We start from the raw sequence: 16,102 nt of genomic DNA, 5'->3' as shown, positions 1-16,102 counted from the left end.
GCGAGCCATGCGGCTGCAGAGCTGGGGCCTGCCCTTGTGGACGCTGGCGGCGCTGGTCTTTGCCCTGACCACCGGCGGGCCCGTACCCTGGTTCCTGTTCAAGTTCCTGCTGGCGCTGCACCTGCTGGGGGCCGGTTGGGCCTGGCTGCTGGCGCGCGGGCTGGACGTGGAGGCCCGGGTCGACCGGGGCCGGGCCGTAGCGGGCGAGCGGGTGGAGCTGGAGGTCTTCGTTCACAACGAGTCCGTCCTGCCCGTACCGCGGCTGGCCATCGCCCTGCCTGCCTGGGACGAGCCGCTCCGGCCGGGCGGCTGGTCGCCGGGCCCGGGGGACGCCACCCCCCGGGTTCAGGCGGGCACCGGCGGCAAGGGCCGCTCCAGCCCCTGGCCGGCACCCGGCCGGGTGCTCTACCGCAGCCTGGGACCCCTGGGGAACCTGCTGCACCGGGAAGCGGTGCTCCTGCCGCGGCGCGGCCGGTATCGCCTGGGACCCGTGGTGGTCGAAGTGCAGGAACCCCTGGGCCTGTTCCGGGTGCGGCGGGCCGTGTTCGCCGAGCCGGTCCTGGTGGTGTACCCGCGGCCCGTGCCCGTGGACGGGCTGCCCGTCCTTCCCCGCCAGCCCTTCGGGCGGCAGCGGGTGGACACCCGGGCCTGGCAGGACCCCTCCAGCCTGGCCGACGTCCGCCCCTTCCAGCCGGGAGACAACCCGAAGCACATCCACTGGAAGGTGTCGGCCCGCCTGGACGAGCTGCACGTCAAAGAGTTCGACCTGCGGGCGACGACGGATTGCTTCCTGTTCCTCGACCTCTACGCCGAGGGTGACCCCTGGACGGGCGGCCGCCGGGCGTCACCGGACGAACCGGCCGGCCCGGCGGGCCCGAAACTCCCGGCGAGCCTGGGCGGACCGCTGGCTGCCGGCATGGCGACGGCAGGGAAACCCCTGAGGGGTGGGCCGGCGCGGGCACCGGTGACGGGCCCGGGAGCGGCCGCGGCTGAGCCGCCTCTCACCAGGCCGGGCCCAGAGCCGCTCCCCCTGGACATCAGCGAGGGGGTGGCGGGCGTGGCCGCGGGGATCGCGGCCCTGGCCCTCCACCGCGAGCTGGTGGTGGCCGCGGCCGCCCATACCGGCCGGCCCCACCGGCTCGCGCCGGGCCGGGGACCGCAGCAATACCGGCGCCTGCTGGAGTGGCTGGTCGACGTGAACCAGCCCGGCACCATGCCGCTGGCCGACTTTCTCGCCGCCCAGCGGAGCTGGCTGACCCCCCGGTCGGCGGTGCTGGTGGTCACGCCGCAGCTGGACCGGCGCCTGGGCCGGGTGCTGGTCCAGTTGCGGGGCCAGGGCCATGCCGTCGGGGTGTGGTGCCTGCACCAGGACGGGGGCGCGGCGGCCGCGGTCACCGCCCCGGCACCTGCCGCGGCCACCCGGGAAGGAACGCCGGCAGCCGGGGGCGGCCGTCCCGGGCTTCCTTCCGGCGGGCCTCCTGCAGCGGCCGATGGGAGCGCGGGCGAAGGTTCCGACCCGTCTCCGCCGGGTGCGGGCGGCGCCGCCGGGGCGAGCGCCGGCATCCCGGGTGTCGATCCCGCCCTGGTGCGCTGGCTGCTGTCGGAAGGGGTGGCGATCCATCCGCTGCCATGGCCGGCGGGCCCCGGAGCGGGTGCCGGGGCGGCGGAGCCCCCCCTCGCCGCACCGGCCGGCCCGCAAGGAGCGGACGGCCCCCCCGGGCTTCGCGGGCCCCTTGCCCCGCCCCCTGGTGGAGCAGGGCGCCGGACCCACCAGCACCCCAGCCCTGGCGGGCCCGGGCCGTCGGGGCCGGCAGTCCCCTGGCCGGGCACCCCGCCCGGCCGGGTTCGGCCAGGGGGAACCGGGCTCCGCCGGTCCGCGCAGGATGCTGCGGCCCCCATCGCCCGCACCCGGGGGTGGTGGTCATGAGGCGAACGCCCGCCGGTCCCGGGCCGGCCCGGGTGCCGGTGCTCAGCCCGTGGTATGCCCTCCTGGTGGTCACGGGTGTCGCCAGCACCCTGGCCCTGGTGCGGGGCCTGATGCCTTTCCTCGGCTGGCCGCCGCTCCAGCCCGAGCCCCTGGACCTGGTCCTGGCCCTGGCAGCCTTGCTGTGGGCGCCCCTCACCTTCCCCTGGCTTCTCCTCGCCCTGGCCGGGGGTGCAGCCGCATGGGTGGGCTGGCTGGCCCTGCGCCATCCCGAGCGGCTGGCCACCTTCCTGGACGGGGCGGTCCCGGGGCTGGGGGCGGGCATGGCCGCCCGCTGGGGGCCGGTTCTCCAGGACCTGTGGCTCGGGGCCTACGAGCAGTTGCCTTCCGATCTCCTGTGGAGCGGAACCGCCCTGGTGGCCGGGCTCCACCTGGGCCTGGTCTTCCTGGCCTCCCGGCGCCCCGGCCTCGCCCTGGTCCCCCCGGTGGCGGGCGGCCTCCTGCTCCTCCTGGCCTGGTTCTACGGCGACCTCCCCCGCCCGGAAGGGGCGCTGCTGGCCTACCTGTGCCTGGCTTTTACCTTCGTGGCCCTGGCGCGGGGAGCCAGCGCCGGGCCGGCCCGGCGGGCGGTGCCGGGCCGGCTGGCTCTTCCCGTGGCGGTCCAGGCCCTGGCGGTGATCCTGGTGGCGGCGCTGCTGGCCGGTGCCGTCCCCTTCCTGGACGAACCCGCCGCAGACTGGGTCGCCGTCACCAGCGTGGCCAACCGGCTGCTGCCCTTCACCGTGGCCGACCGGACCGGCGGCTGGGGTGCCGTCCCCGGTGCGGCGGGCCGGCTGACCGCCGCTTCCCGCCAGTTCCTGGGCGGGCCCTTCTTCCCCGACCCGACGCCGCTGCTTGAGGTTCGCTTGGCGGGGGAGGACATCCCGGCCACGGTCTACTTGCGCGGCCCGGTGCGGGTGGCCTACGACGGCCGCTCCTGGGGCCCGCCGGTGGACGTGGCCTGGGCCAGCCGGCAGGGCCTGTCCGGCTGGCTGGCCGGGGGCGGCCCCGGCGGCGACGCCTGGTACCATGTCAACGGTTACGGCGACCCCGGCGCCCCGCTGCCGGTGCTGCGCGATGCCCGGACCCTGGAGCAGGAGATCACGCCGCAGGTGCCGGTTCACCCGTATCTTTACGGTGCCTTTGAGGTTCGGGAGGTCGACGGCCGGCCGCCCCTGGTCGAGCGGCCGCAGCCGGGGATCCACTACGACCCCGGCCGGGAGAACCCGGTGATGCGCACCGCCGACAGCGTCCTGATGGTCCTCCACCCCGTGGAGCAGCCCTACACCGTCCGGTCGCTGGTGCCGCGGGTTGACCCGGCCGCGGCCCGCGAGGCGGCCGCCCGGGCGGAAGCCCTCAATCCCCGGTGGCGGGACGACCCGGCCCTGAGGGTGTACCTGCAGCTGCCCGAGGGTCTTCCCCAGCGGGTGCGGGATCTGGCCGCCCGGCTGACGGCCGGCCAGGGCAACGCCTATGACCAGGCCCGGGCCATCGAGCGCTACCTGCGCGGCTTCCGCTACGACCCCAACATGCCCTTCATGCCCCGGGACCGGGATTTCGTTGACTTCTTCCTCTTCGACCTGCAGCGGGGGTACTGTGTCGCCTTCGCCTCGGCTGCGGTGGTGCTGCTGCGCAGCGCCGGGCTTCCTGCCCGGTGGGTGGAGGGCTTTGTGATCCCCACGGGAGGGCGGCCGGGGACCTACCCCGTCACCTACGCCCAGGCCCACGCCTGGCCGGAGGTGCTAATCCCCGGTTACGGCTGGATCCCCCTGGAGCCCACGCCGGCCTACCCCGAAGGCCCGCTGCTGCCCGCTTCGACCGGGGAAGGCCCCGGGACCGGCGGGGACGAGGGAGCCACCGGCCCTGAGCTGCCGCTCCCCACCCGGCGACCCCAACCGGTGGAGGACCCGGCGGAGCCTGCCCCGGCACCGGGTGCGCGGAGGGACGGTGCCGGAGCCGGTGCCCGCCAGGGAGCATCCTGGGGGTGGGCAGCAGGGCTTGCCTTGGGGGGGCTGCTGGCCGGCGGTGCGGCCACCGTGCTCTGGCGGCGGCGCCGCCGGGGGCTTCCGGCCGACCCGGCCCGGGCGGCGAGGGCCGTGTTCGTCCGGGTGGAGCGGTGGCTGGATCGCCTGGGCTACGGGCGGCCTCCGGCCATGACGGCACGGGAGTACGCCGGCTGGCTCCAGGGGCGCCTGCCCCAGCTGGCGCCGGCCTGGGAGCGGCTGGCCACCCTCTACGAGAGCGCCCGGTATGCGCCGGAGCCCGCCGCCCTGTCCGGCGAGGCGGTGCGGGACATCGCCCGCACCCTGCGCCGCGATCTGGAACGCCACTTTGGCTGGCGGTTCCGATGGGTGCTGCTGGTGCCGGATACCGCCGCCCTGGCCCAGGCCGCGGCACGGCGGGTCAGGAGATGGGGCACCGCCCTGGCGGTAGCGGTGAAAGCGCGGCTTCCCCGGAGGGCGCGCCTGGTGCCGGCCGGCCCCCGTGCCGGTTCCGGCCGTCCGGCGGGTCCCGGCCCCCGTCACCGGGCCGGCCCCTGACAGGCGGCGGTTTCCGAACGGCAAACCGGATCGGGCCGACAAAAGTTAATGGTGCCTGGACAGAAGCGGGTTCATGGGCCACAATCGTCCGTGGATTCCACCGCTGGTGGATCGGTCCCACGGGGGCCGGGGACCGGTGAGGACTGCGTCCCGCGGCCGGCAGCCGGTGACCGGCTCCCCCGACCCGGAGGAGCGTGAACCATGCACGGCGACGACACGGGCGGCGTCACGGGCGGCATGCCGCCCGCGGCCCCGCGCAAGGCCCGGATCGACCGGATCCTTTTCTCCCAGGAGGCCATCGCCCGCAAGGTGCGGGAGCTGGCGGAACGGATACGCCACGACTACGAAACTGCCGGGCGGGTTGCCGCCGGCCCGGTCCCCGAGGGGGCGGCCGGTGGCCATGGCGGCCTTCCCACCCTGACGGTGGTGGGGATCCTCAAGGGGGCCTTCGTCTTCACCGCCGACCTGGTGCGGGCCCTGGGTGAACAGGGGGTCCCCCTGCAGGTCGACTTCATGGCCGTCTCCAGCTACGGCTCGGCCACCCAGACGTCGGGCATCATCCGCATCCTGAAGGACCTGGACCGGCCCATCCGGGGCCAGCACGTGCTGCTCATCGAGGACATCGTGGACACGGGCCTGACCCTGCGCTACCTGCGGGAACACCTGCTGGCCCAGGATCCCGCTTCCCTGAGAGCGTGCGTCCTGCTGGACAAGCCCGAGCGGCGGGTGGTGGACGTGCCCGTGGAGTATGTGGGCTTCACCATCCCCGACGAGTTCGTGGTGGGCTACGGCATCGACTACGCCGAGCAGTTCCGGTACCTGCCCTACATCGCGTGTGTGCGGCTGGAGGACTGACGGGGGTCGACGGCGGGCCGCCGGCGCCCAGGCTGCCCCAGTAAAAGGAAACCGCCCCCCTGGCCCCGAAGTCTATACTGGCAAAGCCCGATTACCGGAAAGGGGGCGATGCCGTGTTCCGTCGCGGCCAGTGGGTGCGCCACCGCCGGTCCGGTGAGCTGGGGATCATCGTCCGGCTCCGCAGTTCCCGCCAATCCATCCGCGTACGCTGGCAATCCGGTCACGAGCAAGAATGCACATCCGATGACGTCGAACCGTGGGATCCCCCGCCGGGGGTCGATCCCGCCCGGTTCCTGGCCTCCAGCGGCAACGGTGCCACCGGCCGGCGCAGCGCCTCGGGCGAGTAGGCCCAAGGCCACCGGCCAGGCAGTGCCCGCCCTTCCCGGGCGGCGAACCCGGCGCGATGGTGCCCGCCGGGCAGCCGCCCTTGCACCGGCAGGCCAGTCCCCTGCCGCAGACGACAGCATGCCGACCGGCCGTCCTTGACACGCGCCAGGGACCTTTTCGGGACGAACCCGGCCCCGCGGCGCGGCCCCGCCTCCGGGCCGCGCCGCCCTTTTCCTGCCAAGATCCTGTCCCCTGGGACGCGGCGCAGGCCAACAACGGGGCATGTTAATTCCATGGACACCTGCACGGGCACGCCGCAGGATACTCCCCAGGCCGCGGCCGGCGGGCGCGCCCCGGCCCTCGGGCCGCTGGGACTCTTCGCCGGGGAGGCCGCTCTCCTGGCCGTCTACGTGGGCGCCGTCCTGCCGGCGGTCGACCGGCTCCTCCACCGCTGGCAGGAACGGGCGAGCCACATCCCGGACCCCGAGCTGCGCCGCCAGGCCCTGGCCAGCCTGCGGACCAAGCGCTTCCACTGCCAGGGTGGGGCGGTCTTCGCCGCCGCGGTACCTGCGCACCGGCGGCCGCTGCTGATCGAGGCCGTGGTCGCCCTGCAAACCATTAGCGACTACCTGGACAACCTCTGCGACCGCAGCGAGAGCCTGGACCCGGCCGACTACCGGCAGCTGCATCAGGCCATGCTGGACGCCGTGGCGGTGCCCGGGAGGTCCCTGCCGGCAGGGCCTGGGAGGCCCCGGCGCGGGGGAGACGGCAGGCCCCTGCCCGGCGGGCCTTTACCAGGCGGTCCCCTGCCCGCCAAGCTCCTGTCCGGCGGGCCCGAAGAGCCCGGGCGCCGGGCCGCCCCAGGCTTCCCGTCCCGCTCCCCCGGCCCTGCCCGCGACGGCCGGTCTTACTACCGCCTTCACCCCCACCGGGACGACGGTGGCTACCTGGAGTCCCTTGTGGCGGCCTGCCAGCAGGCCCTGGCCCGCTTCCCCGGTTACCCGCAGGTGGCGGGGACGATCCAGCGGCTGGTGTCCCTGTACAGCGACCTGCAGGTGAACAAGCACGGGGACCGGGAAGGGCGCCTGGCCCGGTTGGCGGCCTGGTACCGGCGGGAGGCGGGGCCGTGGCAGGAACGGCTGGCCTGGTGGGAGTTCGCCGCCGCCTGCGGCTCGACCCTGGGGGTCTTCGCCCTGTTCCGGGAAGCCCTGCTGGCTGCCGAGCCGTCGCCGGCCCGGGTCAAGGCCCTGGCCGGCGCCTATTTCCCCTGGATCGGCGGGCTGCACATCCTGCTGGATTACCTCATCGACCAGGCGGAGGACCGGGCGGGAGGCGACCTCAACCTGGTCCGGCCTTACGGCGACCCCCAGCGGGCAGCGGCCGGTCTCGCCGCCTTTGCCCGCCAGGCGGCCCGGCAGGCGGAACTTCTGCCGGATGCCGCCCTGCACCGGCTGGTGGTCGACGGCCTGCTGGGCCTGTACCTGACGGACCCCAAGGTGGCGCGCCAGGGCCTGGAACCCGTGGCCCGCCAGCTGGTGGCCGCCGGCGGGCCCGGCGCCCGCCTGTGCCTGGCGGCCAGCCGGTTCGTCCGGCGCTGGCGGCGCCTGTAAGGGCCCGGCGGCGGGGGCAGGCCCCCTGGCAGGCCCCGGCGTCAGGCCGACCTGGAGCAGGCCGGCGGCCAGGAGACGGCACGCTTCAGCCGGCGAGGCGCCGGTCCCGGCCCACCGAACCGGCCGGGGTGCAGTCTAGCCCGCCCCCTCTGGGGCACCGCCCTCGAAAAGCAGCCGGGCGCAGTACTCGATGATCTCCCGCCGGCGCACGATGCCGATGAACAGGCCGCGGTCGTCCACCACCGGAACAAAGCTCTGGGCTGCCGCCAGCCGGATCAGGTCGGCCACCTCGGCGTAGATGGAGACGGGCTCATAGCGGAAACGCCGCGGCACCTCGGCCACCAGGATCCGCTCGGCCCGGTCGAAGGAGAAGTTCCGGGTGCCCTTGATGTACCAGAGCAGGTCGCCTTCCGTCAGGGTACCGGCGTAGCGGCCTTCGTCGTCGACCAGGGGGACCGCCGTGTAGCGATGGTGCTCCATCCGCTCCATGGCCTGGCGCAGGGTGTTGCGGGGGCTGAGCCAGACCACGTCGGACTTGGGCAGGAGAAAAAAGGCCACGTTCACGGCCATCACCGCTTTCATCTTACGCCAGCCGCGACCGGCCAGGCTGGCTGGGGGGGCGCCCCGGGCCAGGGCCGGCCGGGTTGCGCCGGGCGCCGCTGGCGACCCGGGGCCGCCCGGGCGGGGCCGCCGGCGGCCGTGACACGGGCCCGCGAAACGGGCCTGCCCAACCGGCAGGATCCCGGGCCGGGGCCACGAATCACCAAGCCATCATGGCATCTCCCCAGGCCCTTTCCCCGACCGGGTTCCCTGCGAGCACGGGCAGCACCGCCGCCCAGGTGCGGCGGGCCATGGCCGGCGTGCTGGCCGGCGCCGGCCTCTGGGGCCTCTCCGGCACTGCCGCCCAGCAGCTGATGCAGGGCTACGGCGTCACCCCCCAGTGGCTGGTCACCACCCGCATGCTGGTGGCGGGGGTGGTGTTGCTTCTGGCCAGCCCGTGGCTCGGCGCCCGCGACCGCCTGGCGCCCTGGCGGGACGAGGCGTCCCGCCGGCAGCTGGTCGCCTTCGCCCTGGGCGGCCTGGTCGGGGTTCAGTACAGCTACATGGCCTCCATTGCCCTGGGCAACGCGGCCACGGCCACGTTCCTCCAATACCTCGGGCCGGCCTTCGTCACGGTGTACGAGGTGCTGCGCTGGCGGCGCCGGCCCCGCAACCATGAGGTGGCCGCCCTGCTGCTGGCGCTGGGCGGCACGCTGCTGTTGGCCACGGGCGGGTCCGTGGGCCGGCTGGCCGTACCGGCCGGGGCCGTGGCCTGGGGCCTGGTCTCGGCCTTGACCCTGGCTTTCTACACCGTGGCCGGTGCCGGCCTCCTGCGACGGTGGCCACCGGCGCTGGTCATCGGCTGGGCCATGGGGCTGGGCGGGGTGGCCATGGGCATCGTGGCGCCGCCGTGGCACCCCGGTCCCCGTCCCGTCCCCTGGAACGGCGTGGCGGCGGGCCTGTGGTCCTTCGTGGTGCTGGGCGGCACCCTCCTGGCCTTCACCCTGTACCTGGCCAGCCTCCGCCACCTGCGCCCGTCCCAGACCAGCCTGCTGGCCTGCATGGAACCGCTGGCCGCCGCCGCTTCGGCCACCCTCTGGCTGGGCGTTCCCTTCACGCCGCCCATGCTGGCAGGCGGCGCGGCGGTGCTGGCGGCGACCCTCCTGCTCTCGAGCCGCGCGGCGACAGGTCCCCAGCGACCGGCGGCCGCGGGCTGAGCGGTACCCCGGCCCGCTCCCCAGGCAGTCCCCGGGCCGCCCCGGCCCGGCCCCGGCGGCCCGCTGGCTGGGCGGTATCCTCCGCCGCCTGCCCAGCAAGCGCCCCTCCGGCCGGGGCGGCTGCCGGACCGTCACGGTGCCGTCCCTCATCGTCCCGGGTAGACGGGCAGTTCCAGCAGCCGGCCGCCGGGTCCCCGGGTGGCGGCGAAGAGCAGGGCCGCGGCGATCTCGCCGGGGTCGATCCAGCCCGCCGGACCGGCACCGGGCATGGCCTTCCGGTTGGCAGGGGTGTCCACGACCCCCATGGGATAGACCACGGCCACGCGGATGCGCCCCCTGGACGGGGGCGCACCTCCGGACCCCGGCGGCTGCCCCTCCCGCAGTTCCTCGTCCAGGGAGCGGAGGAAGGTGGCCACGGCGCCCTTGGCCGCCGCGTACAGGGCGGCGCGGGGTCCTGCGCCCCGCCAGGCGGGACCCGAGGCGAAACCGGCGATGAAGCCCTCCTCCTGCTCCAGCATCACCGGCAGGACCGCCCGCACGCAGTAGAACAGGGTCCGCACGTTCAGGTCGAAGAGGCGGTCGTACTGGGCCGGGTCCACCTCGTGCACCCGGCCACCGGCGTAGGTGCCCACGGTGTGGATCAGCCCGTCAATCCGCCCCAGGCGGGCCCGGACCTGCTGGGCCAGCCCCTCGGCCTCCTCGGCCCGGGTCAGGTCCACCGGGACGAACCCGGCCCCCAGCTCCCGGGCCCGGGCCTCAAGGGCTTCGCCGGCCACGTCCGCCAGCACCAGCCGCGCCCCCGCAGCGGCGAAGGCGCGGGCCACGCTGCCGGCGATGGCCCCGGCGCCGCCGGTGATGACCCAGACCTGGTCCGACAGGTTTCGCTCCGGCACCTTGGCCCCTCCCTGGTCATGGGTTTGGGGACCGGATGCGGCATGGACCGCCGCATGACCACGCAGGGAAAGCCGCCCTCGCGGGCCACGGCCGGTGAAGGGTGCCCGCAGGTCCGCCGGTCCGGCCCCCGGGGTTCTTCCAGCCTCTCTTTGGCCGGATCGGCAGATCACACGATTTCCTCCGGCGGGGCGGCCCTGGCTCCCAACGCGAGGATGTCGTCCGCGTGGACAGTGCAGACGGCCCCTCCCTGATCCTTTGCCAGGGCAGCCAGCAGGCAGTCGACGCAGGCCTTGTCGGAGCGGCCGGCGCGAATCGCCGGGGGCGCTGTTCGCCCGGCGTCATAGGCGGATAGAATGAGCTGTCTGGGACCATGGGCTGCCGGGCGGCCCGGGCCATGACAGGCTGGCCCCATGGAAGGCGAGGGCGGGGATCCTGTCCCCGCCCCCTGCCACGGCTCTGCCGTCTCGGCCCGGCTTGGGGGCCGGTTCCGCCGCCCGTGCCGGCCCTGCCCGTTGCGGCCGGGCGGCGGCCCGGTTGCCCCCTTGCCCTGGGGCCTCAGGCCCCGTCTTGCCTTCCGCCTCCGGTGTCCCGCCCTGTGCCCGGCCACCGGCGCCCGGCCCCTGCCGCCTCAGCACTCGCTGTAGCCGCAGGCCAGGCACTTGCTGCAGCCCTCTTCATGCACCAGGGCGTGGCTGCCGCACTCTGGACACAGGTTCATGCTGAGCTCCCGGCCGTTGCCGCCGGTGATGGGCGCTGCCCCCTGCCGCCCGTGGCCCGCCGTGCCTCCGGCGGCAAGGGCCTGTCCGCCCGCCGTGACGCCATCGGTCCGGGCCGCGCCGTTGCCGGCCGCTCCACCGGCTCCCTGGAGACCGGTCCCGGCATCGCCGGCGGGACCCGCCCCGGTGCCGCCGGCCGGTTCGTCCGCAGCGGCAGCCCCCTGGCCCGCCCGCGCCGCCGCCACGACCTCCCGCGCCTCTTGGGCGGGGTCGCCGGGGAAGACCGTCAGCTGCCCGGCGGCCACCTCATCCACCGGATCCCGTTCGATCTTGCCGGCCAGGTAATCGTCAAGGAACTGGGCAATGGCGTCGGGCACCGACAGCACCCGGTTGGGACCGAACCCGACGGAGCGGCTGCCGCCGATGCCGCGCAGCTGCTCCACCACCTCGTGGGGGTCGATACCGGCCCGGAAGGCCAGGGACACCAGACGGGCAATGGCCTCGGTGAAGGCCGCCACGTCGGAGCCCGCCTTGCCGATCTGGGCGAACAGCTCGAACGGGTAGCCGTTGAACGTGTTCAACGTCAGGTAGAGGTTGCCCAGAGGCGTGGTCCGCCGCACGGTAAAGCCGTTGAGCTTGCTCGGCCGCTCGATGGGCCGGATCTGCCCCCAGGTGACCTGCAGGCCGACAGTGGTACCGGGAGCGCCCGTCACCGCCACGGCCGCCGGCTGCTGGGGCTCGCCTGCGCCGCCCGTCTCCGGCCCCGCCCCGGCCCCTGCGGCTGCATCGCCCTGGGCCCCCTGGGCCGCCCCCTTGCCTTGCCGGCCCTTCTCGCCGTCGTCCAGCTTGTGCAGCACGCCTTCCCGGCTGCCGTCGCGGTAGTAGGTGATGCCCTTGCAGCCCAGCTCGTACGCCAACCGGTACAGGGTGCGCACCTGGTCGACGGTATGCTCCCGCGGCGCGTTGACGGTCTTGGAAATGGAGGCGTCCACGTACTGCTGGATCACCGCTTGCATGCGCACGTGCTCTTCCGGCGTCAGCTGGTCCGCCGACACGAAGTAGTCCGGCACCGGCTCGCCGGGATGCTCGTCCAGCCACTTCTGGTACAGCTCGTGGTAGACGATGTGGGTGCCGGTGCGATCGGTCCGCTTGAAGGAGAAGGCGAACACCGGCTCGATGCCCGAGCTGACGCCGGCCAGCAGGCTGGTGGTGCCGGTGGGCGCCTGGGTCAGCAAGAAGCCGTTGCGAATCCCGTGCTGGGCGATGAGCTGCCGGATGTCCTCGGGCAGCCGCTGGATGAACCAGCCCTGCAGGTACTTCTCCCGGTCGAACAGGGGGAAGGGCCCCTTTTCCTGGGCCAGCAGCGCCGACGCCCGGTATGCCTCGTCGCGGATCAGCCGGTACACCTGGTCGCAGACCTCGAAGGCCTTCTCGCTGCCGTAGCGCACACCCAGCTTGATCAGCATATCCGCCAGGCCCATGGTCCCCAGGCCGATGCGCCGGATGCCGTAGCGCTGGGCCTTTTCGTTCTCCGGGAAGAAGTACTCGGTGGCGTCGATGACGTTGTCCAGGAAGCGAACGGCCACGCCGACCGTCTCCCGCAAGCCCTCCAGGTCCAGCTCGCCGTCCTGGACGAACGCGGCCAGGTTGATGGCGCCCAGGTTGCACACGCCCCAGGGGCCCAGCGGCTGCTCGCCGCAGGGGTTCACGCAGTTGATGGTCTCGCAGTACCAGGTGTTGGAGCGCTTGTTGACCCGCTCCATGAAGACCACGCCGGGCTCGCCCGAAGCCCACGCCGACTCGCAGATCAGCTCCCAAAGGTCGCGGGCGCGCACCGTCTTGTACACCTTGCCGTTCCACTTCAGGTCCCAGGGCAGGTCCTGCTGGACGGCCTCCATGAAGGCGTCGCTGATGCACACCGAAAGGTTGGCGTTGGTGATCTTGGTCAGGTCCCGCTTGACGGTGATGAACTCCTCGATGTCCGGGTGGTCGTCGTCCAGCATCAGCATGAGGGCGCCCCGGCGGCTGCCGCCCTGGATCACGCTGCCCGTGGCCGTGCTGTACACCTCGGCCCACGACACGGGGCCGCTGGCGGTGCCGTTCACCCCCTTGACGTAGGTGCCCCGCGGGCGCAGGGTGGAGAGGTTCACCCCCACGCCGCCGCCCCGGGACATGATCTCGACCATGAGCGAAACGTTGTCCATGATCCCCTTGCGGCTGTCCTCGGGGGACGGGATCACGTAGCAGTTATAATAAGTTACTTTGTTCCCGGTACCGGCGCCGGCCAGGATACGACCGCCGGGAACAAACTTGAATCCCTCCAGGGCCTGGCGGAAGCGCCGTTCCCAGACCTCCCGCCGGTCCGGTTCCTCCACCTCGGCGATGGCCCGGGCGACCCGGTCCCACATCTCTTCCGGCGACGACTCCACCGGTTTCCCGTCGGGCCCCTTGCGGGCATACCGATCCAGGAACACGGTCTTCCGGATACCCGTGAGTTCCATCGGCGGTCCTCCTTCTCAGCAGGGGTCTACCGGGCTTGTCCCCCGCACGATACCGGCCGCGGGGTGCCCGTCCCCCGCCTGAACCGGGCCGGCGCCACCGCCGGAGGCGGGCGCCGGCGCCTGGTGGTCCCCGGCAGGATCGGAGGGGGCCTCCCCGGCGCTGCGGGGATCGGGAGCCGGTTCGTCCCCCGCCAGCAGGCGGTCCAGCTCGCGGCGGAAGGTCTCCAGGTCCTTGAACTGGCGGTAGACCGATGCAAAGCGAACGTAAGCCACCTGGTCCAGGCGCCGCAGGCGCTCCATGACCATCTCGCCGATGACCCGGGACTCCACTTCCTTGTCGTACCGGCTCTGGAGTTCGCGCTCGATCTCGGCGGCGATGGCCTGAAGGCGCTCCAGCTCGACCGGGCGCTTCTCGCAGGCGGTGAGCATGCCGCGCAGCACCTTGTCCCGGTCGAATGCCTCGCGCCGGCCGTCCTTCTTGATGACCAGGAGCGGCGTGACCTCCACCTTTTCGTAAGTGGTGAAGCGCTCGCCGCACGCCTGGCACTCCCGCCGGCGGCGGATGGCCATGCCCTCTTCCGTCGGGCGGGAGTCCAGCACCCGCGTGTCCGGTGCGAGACAGCGGGGACAGCGCACCGGCTCACCTCCTTTCCATGCCCCGGGGGAACGACGGCGGCGCCAAGCAACAACATCTAGGCGCCGCGACATCATTCTCCACCATATGTAGTCCCGTCTACGAGGGCGGGATTCGCCACCGCCCCCCGGTTTCCTTCCGGATGCCAGGAACCTGTCCGAAGGGCTGCCCCCTGCAGGGTGCGACAGCCGCGTTGCCGATGCAACTCCCCTGACAGGTCGTGGGACGGGATCCTGCGCAGGGAGGGAATACTAACGCCCTGGTTCGGGAGCCTTCGCCGTGGCAGGGGTCCCGGCGTCCGGGAACGGGCAGCAGGCGTCCGGCGTGGCCCGGCTCGGATGGTCACCGGAGCCGGCCCAGGCATAATCCGGTGTGCGACCCTTGCGGGTGGAAAGCGACTTTGTGTAGTGTTGAGTGGTAGACATGCGGGGCCCCGTGCGAACCGGCCCTGCCGCTGAGCCGCGGTCCGGGCGTCCGGACACCCGGGTGGCCCGGGTTGTGGCCGGCGGCTCGTCCGGTCCGGCCCCGCCGGCACGCCGCCCCCTGGCGCCCATCCCGCCTGCACGACAGGGCGCTGTTCCAGGGCTGGGGCCTGGTCCCGCGCGGCCGGCTCCGCAGGGCGGCAACCATCGTCGGCCGGAAGGAGGAGCTTCCCGTTGAGCCGGGTTGGTACACCGGAGCAACAGCCGCCGGCGTCCGGGGGGCGCAAGTCGCTGATCGGGCGGCTTGCCGACTGGATCTTCAACAGCGCCCTCTGGAAGTCGATGTACATGAACCCCTACCCGCGGGACCGGCGCACCCGCGGCCTGGCGGTTCTGAACAGCCTGTTCCTGCACCTGCACCCGGGCCGGATCACCCGGCAGGCGCTGACGTTCCGCTACACCTTCGGGCTCGGCGGCACGTCGTTTTTCATGTTCATCCTGTTGACGGTCACCGGCGTCATCCTGATGTTCTACTACATCCCCTCGGTCCCCCAGGCCTACTTCAGCATCGAAGACCTGGAGACCACCGTGGCCTTCGGCCAGTTCTTCCGCAACATCCACCGCTGGGCGGCCCACGCCATGGTGCTGCTGGTGTTTCTACATATGGTTCGGGTTTTCTACACCGGCGCCTACAAGCCGCCCCGGCAGTTCAACTGGGTCATCGGCGTGATCCTGCTGGTGCTGACGTTCCTGATGAGCTTCACCGGTTACCTGCTGCCGTGGGACCAGCTGGCCTACTGGGCGGTGACGGTGGGTACCAACATGGCCGGCGCGACGCCCTTCGTGGGCGACAAGCTGAAGTTCCTCCTGATCGGCGGCTACGACATCAACCAGAACACCCTGATCCGGTGGTACACGCTGCACGTCTTCGCCCTGCCGCTGGTGGCGGCCGTGTTCATGGGGATGCACTTCTGGCGGGTCCGCAAGGACGGCTTCTCCCGCTGAGGCAGTAGCCCGGGGAACGGGCGGTTCGCCGCCCGAGCCCGGCCAGAGGCCGCATCCGCCGAACACGCCAGCAACGTAGGGCACGAGGAGGGAGTCCCGTGGCACAGCCACAACCGGCGCCGGCCGCGACCGGCGAGGAGCCGCAGCGGCCGAACCCCAAGGAACAGGTGACGGTCTGGCCCCACTTGCTGCTGATCGAATTCGTCGGGGCCCTGATCTACACCATCGGCCTGTCGCTTCTGGCCATCCTGATCAAGGCGCCCCTTCTGGAGCTGGCCAACCCGTCCCACACGCCCAACCCGGCCAAGGCGCCCTGGTACTTCCTCAACCTGCAGGAGCTGCTGCTGCACATGCACCCCAGCCTGGCCGGCGTCATCGTGCCGGGGCTCGTGCTGGTGCTGATCGCGGCCATCCCCTACATCGATACGGACCCCTCGGATACCGGCGTGTGGTTCGCGGGCGAGAAAGGCTTGCGGATCTTCAAGTTCTCCTTCCTGTACACGTCGCTGATCGTGCTGGGCCTGATCCTGTTTGACGCTTTCTTCGCGGTCAACGTAGGGGGCGTCGACTACATCGGCACCCGCGGCCTGGTCGCCGCGGTGTTCGGCCTGTTCATGAGCCCCGAGGCGATCCACGCCCAGGCGCAGCTGGTGGAGCACATCGCCGGCGTGGTGATCCCGCTGATCGTCATGGCGGCGGTGCCGGGCGTGCTGGCGGTCATCGTGCGCCGGCGTTACCAGGCCAACACCCGGGAGACCATCATCGCGCTGTTCACGGTGTTCGTCGCCTCGTACTTCGTTTTGACCATCATCGGCACCGGCTTCCGCGGCGAGAGCCTGCACCTGGTGTGGCCGTGGCAGCTGGAACCGCCCCACTGA

The 16,102-nt window shown here is 73.0% G+C and carries 12 protein-coding genes; 8 read left to right on the top strand and 4 right to left on the bottom strand.

All coding sequences use genetic code 11. From position 1 onward, the window contains the following. The first annotated feature begins 7 nt into the window (after positions 1-7). From DYI95_RS01490 to DYI95_RS01470, 5 genes are all read left to right on the top strand, one after another. Positions 8-1,927 carry a DUF58 domain-containing protein gene (locus DYI95_RS01490; RefSeq protein WP_116901151.1) on the top strand — a complete coding sequence of 640 codons (1,920 nt, stop codon included), beginning with the start codon at positions 8-10 and terminating at the stop codon, positions 1,925-1,927. Next, positions 1,924-4,503, top strand: coding sequence for a transglutaminase domain-containing protein (locus DYI95_RS01485; RefSeq protein ID WP_116901284.1), 2,580 nt, complete (start codon positions 1,924-1,926; stop codon positions 4,501-4,503). The genes DYI95_RS01490 and DYI95_RS01485 overlap by 4 nt, the downstream gene beginning before the upstream one ends. A gap of 201 nt (positions 4,504-4,704) precedes the next feature. Continuing rightward, positions 4,705-5,358, top strand: a complete 654-nt coding sequence (gene hpt, locus DYI95_RS01480) for a hypoxanthine phosphoribosyltransferase (protein ID WP_116901152.1) — start codon at positions 4,705-4,707, stop codon at positions 5,356-5,358. A gap of 113 nt (positions 5,359-5,471) precedes the next feature. After that, entirely contained in the window at positions 5,472-5,705 is a 234-nt protein-coding gene (locus tag DYI95_RS01475; RefSeq protein WP_116901153.1) for a hypothetical protein, read from the top strand. Between the two features lie 273 nt (positions 5,706-5,978). After that, complete coding sequence (locus DYI95_RS01470) at positions 5,979-7,295, top strand: tetraprenyl-beta-curcumene synthase family protein (RefSeq protein ID WP_203530674.1); 1,317 nt, start codon at positions 5,979-5,981, stop codon at positions 7,293-7,295. Positions 7,296-7,430: 135 nt separating this feature from the next. Here DYI95_RS01470 and DYI95_RS01465 read toward each other — a convergent pair whose 3' ends face one another. Next, positions 7,431-7,865, bottom strand: coding sequence for a CBS domain-containing protein (locus DYI95_RS01465; protein WP_243149793.1), 435 nt, complete (start codon positions 7,863-7,865; stop codon positions 7,431-7,433). Between the two features lie 281 nt (positions 7,866-8,146). On the opposite strand from DYI95_RS01465, the gene DYI95_RS01460 reads away from it, so the two are divergent. Further along, positions 8,147-9,052, top strand: coding sequence for a DMT family transporter (locus DYI95_RS01460; RefSeq protein ID WP_116901286.1), 906 nt, complete (start codon positions 8,147-8,149; stop codon positions 9,050-9,052). Between the two features lie 146 nt (positions 9,053-9,198). Here DYI95_RS01460 and DYI95_RS01455 read toward each other — a convergent pair whose 3' ends face one another. From DYI95_RS01455 to nrdR, 3 genes are all read right to left on the bottom strand, one after another. Next, positions 9,199-9,945, bottom strand: a complete 747-nt coding sequence (locus DYI95_RS01455; protein WP_116901154.1) for an SDR family oxidoreductase — start codon at positions 9,943-9,945, stop codon at positions 9,199-9,201. Positions 9,946-10,574: 629 nt separating this feature from the next. After that, positions 10,575-13,163, bottom strand: a complete 2,589-nt coding sequence (locus DYI95_RS12885) for an adenosylcobalamin-dependent ribonucleoside-diphosphate reductase (protein WP_116901155.1) — start codon at positions 13,161-13,163, stop codon at positions 10,575-10,577. A gap of 15 nt (positions 13,164-13,178) precedes the next feature. After that, positions 13,179-13,799, bottom strand: coding sequence for a transcriptional regulator NrdR (gene nrdR / locus DYI95_RS01445; protein WP_116901156.1), 621 nt, complete (start codon positions 13,797-13,799; stop codon positions 13,179-13,181). A 654-nt stretch (positions 13,800-14,453) separates the two neighbouring features. Here nrdR and extP point away from each other — a divergent pair. After that, positions 14,454-15,224, top strand: coding sequence for a selenite/tellurite reduction operon b-type cytochrome ExtP (extP, locus tag DYI95_RS01440; RefSeq protein ID WP_006904523.1), 771 nt, complete (start codon positions 14,454-14,456; stop codon positions 15,222-15,224). A 98-nt stretch (positions 15,225-15,322) separates the two neighbouring features. Then, positions 15,323-16,102, top strand: coding sequence for a menaquinol-cytochrome C reductase (locus tag DYI95_RS01435; protein ID WP_116901157.1), 780 nt, complete (start codon positions 15,323-15,325; stop codon positions 16,100-16,102).

It is taken from the genome of Thermaerobacter sp. PB12/4term, assembly GCF_003403315.2.
Classification (GTDB): domain Bacteria; phylum Bacillota; class Sulfobacillia; order Thermaerobacterales; family Thermaerobacteraceae; genus Thermaerobacter.
The sequence above is the reverse complement of the archived record's forward strand: the minus strand, read 5'-3'. Positions and strand labels throughout refer to the sequence as shown.